The organism is Streptosporangium sp. G11 (assembly GCF_051192615.1).
In the GTDB taxonomy this organism is placed as follows: domain Bacteria; phylum Actinomycetota; class Actinomycetes; order Streptosporangiales; family Streptosporangiaceae; genus Streptosporangium.
In genome coordinates this window covers 1-2,876 of the sequence record NZ_JBPJUQ010000226.1, presented here as the reverse complement: position 1 = coordinate 2,876, position 2,876 = coordinate 1, and the positions used below count along the sequence as shown (strand labels likewise).

General features: G+C 68.2%; 2 protein-coding genes. Both read left to right on the top strand.

Translation table 11 applies throughout. The annotated features are described in order from the left end of the window. Window positions 1–1,634 (top strand): family 43 glycosylhydrolase (locus ACSDR0_RS49990; protein WP_435296025.1); only part of this gene is annotated, 1,634 nt, incomplete at its 5' end. Between the two features lie 19 nt (window positions 1,635–1,653). After that, the coding region (locus ACSDR0_RS49985; RefSeq protein WP_435296024.1) for an endo-1,4-beta-xylanase at window positions 1,654–2,876 on the top strand (1,223 nt) is incomplete at its 3' end.

Genomic DNA, 2,876 nt, shown 5'->3' with positions numbered 1-2,876 from the left:
TCCAGGGCGCCTCCACCGCCGACGGCGCCAACATCGTCCAGTACGACGACTGGGGCGGCAACAACCAGCAGTGGCAGTTCGTCCAGGTCGGCGGACCGAACCCGACCCCGACCCCCACCCCCACGCCGACCCCGGGCGGCAACTACACCAACCCCGTGGTCTGGCAGGACTTCGCCGACGGCGACATCATCCGGGTCGGCGACGCCTACTACTACTCGGCCTCGACGATGCACTACTCGCCCGGCGCACCGATCCTGCGCTCCTACAACCTGGTCGACTGGGAGTACGCGGGCCACTCGGTGCCCCGGCTCGACTTCGGCTCGAACGCCTACGATCTCAACGGCGGACGGGCCTACGTCAAGGGCATCTGGGCCTCGACGCTCAACCACCGGGCGAGTAACAGCACGTATTACTGGATGGGCTGCGTCGAGTTCAACCGCACCTACGTCTACACCGCCTCCGCGGTCGACGGCACCTGGACCAAGCGCTCCCAGATCAACAACTGCTACTACGACGCCGGCCTGCTCGTCGACGACAACGACACCATGTACGTCGCCTATGGCAACGGCACCATCAGCGTCGCCCAGCTCTCGGCCGACGGGCTCAGCCAGGTGCGTGCCCAGCAGGTGTTCCAGACGCCCTCCAGCGTCGGCACCCTTGAGGGCGCCCGCTTCTACAAGCGCAACGGCTACTACTACATCTGGCTCACCCGCCCCGCCAACGGCCAGTACGTCCTGCGCTCCACCAGCCCGTTCGGCCCGTACGAGATGCGCCAGGTGCTGCTGAACATGCCCGGCCCGATCTCCGGCGGCGGCGTGCCGCACCAGGGCGGCCTGGTCCAGACGCAGAACGGCGCCTGGTACTACATGTCGTTCGTCGACGCCTATCCCGGCGGCCGGGTTCCGGCGCTGGCACCGATCACCTGGACCGGCGACGGCTGGCCCACCATCCAGACGGTCAACGGCGGCTGGGGTGTCAACTATCCCCGGCCGAACATCCAGACCTCCAAGACCGTCGCGTCGATGATCGGCCCGGACACCTTCACCTCGGGCGGTCTCGGTCACCGGTGGGAGTGGAACCACAACCCCGACACCAGCCGCTTCTCCACCGGCAACGGCCTGCGCCTGCAGACCGCGACCGTCACAGGCGACCTCTACAACGCCCGCAACACCCTGACCCACCGTATCCAGGGCCCGTCGTCGACGGCGACGATCGAGCTCGACTACTCGGCGATGGCCAACGGCGACCGGTCCGGGCTGGCGATGCTTCGAGATCAGTCGGCGTGGATCGGCGTCAAACGCGACAACGGCGTCAACCGGGTCGTGATGACCAACGGCCTGACCATGAACAGTAGCTGGGCCACCACGGGCACCGGCACCGAGGCGGCGAGCGCGAACATCTCGGGCGGCCGGATCTGGTTGCGGGTGAACGCCGACATCCGGCCGGGTTCCGGCAGGCAGGCCCGTTTCTCCTACAGCACGGACGGCGTGAACTTCACCGCGCTCGGACCGGCCTTCACGTTGAACAACGCCTGGCAGTTCTTCATGGGCTACCGCTTCGGGATCTTCAACTACGCCACCCAGTCGCTGGGCGGAGCGGCGACCGTGCGCCGGTTCGACCTCACCACACCATGAAATCGAAGGGCATCGCGTGATGAACCCCCCAAGCCGCTCGGCCCGGCTTTCCGGGCGCCCCCGGCTACGAAAACTTCTGTCCCTCCTGGGCGCCGGTGTGGTCGCCATCGGCCTGTCGGCGGCAATCTCCGCTCCGGCGGACGCCGCCTCCACGCTCGGCGCGTCGGCGGCCGAACGCGGCGGCCGTTACTTCGGCGCCGCCATCGCCGCAGGCAGGCTCGGCGACTCCACCTACGTCGGCATCCTGAACCGCGAGTTCAACTCGGTGACCGCCGAGAACGAGATGAAGTGGGACGCCACCGAGCCCCAGCGCGGCAACTTCACCTACACCAACGCCAACCGGATCGTGAACCACGCCCTGGGACAGGGCATGAGGATTCGCGGTCACGCCCTGCTCTGGCACGCCCAGCAGCCCGGCTGGGCCCAGGGCCTGTCCGGCTCGACCCTGCGCAGCGCCGCGATCAACCACGTCACCCAGGTCGCGACCTACTTCCGCGGCAAGATCCACTCCTGGGACGTCGTCAACGAGGCGTTCGCCGACGGCGGCTCCGGCGGCCGGCGCGATTCCAGCCTCCAGCGGACCGGCAACGACTGGATCGAGGCCGCCTTCCGCGCCGCCCGGGCCGCCGACCCCGGCGCCAAGCTCTGCTACAACGACTACAACACCGACGGGATCAACGCCAAGAGCACCGGCATCTACAACATGGTGCGCGACTTCAAGTCGCGCGGCGTGCCGATCGACTGCGTCGGTTTCCAGTCCCACCTGGGCGGCTCGGTCTCCGGTGACTACCAGGCCAACCTCCAGCGCTTCGCCGACCTCGGCGTCGACGTCCAGATCACCGAGCTCGACGTGGCCCAGGGGTCCAACCAGGCCAACGTCTACGCCGCGGTGACCCGGGCATGCCTGGCGGTGTCCCGGTGCACCGGCATCACCGTCTGGGGCATCCGCGACAGCGACTCCTGGCGCACCGGGGAGAACCCGCTGCTGTTCGACGCCTCGGGCAACAAGAAGGCCGCCTACACCAGCACGCTCAACGCCCTCAACGGCGGTTCCACCAACCCGACCCCGACGCCGACGCCGACCTCCGGGCAGATCGACACCAACGCCTGGTACGTGCTGGTCAACCGCACCAGTGGCAAGGCTGTGGACGTCTACAACCTGGCGACCAACGACGGCGCCCGCATCACCCAGTGGGCCCGTAACAACGGCAACCAGCAGCAGTGGCAGTTCGTCGACTCGGG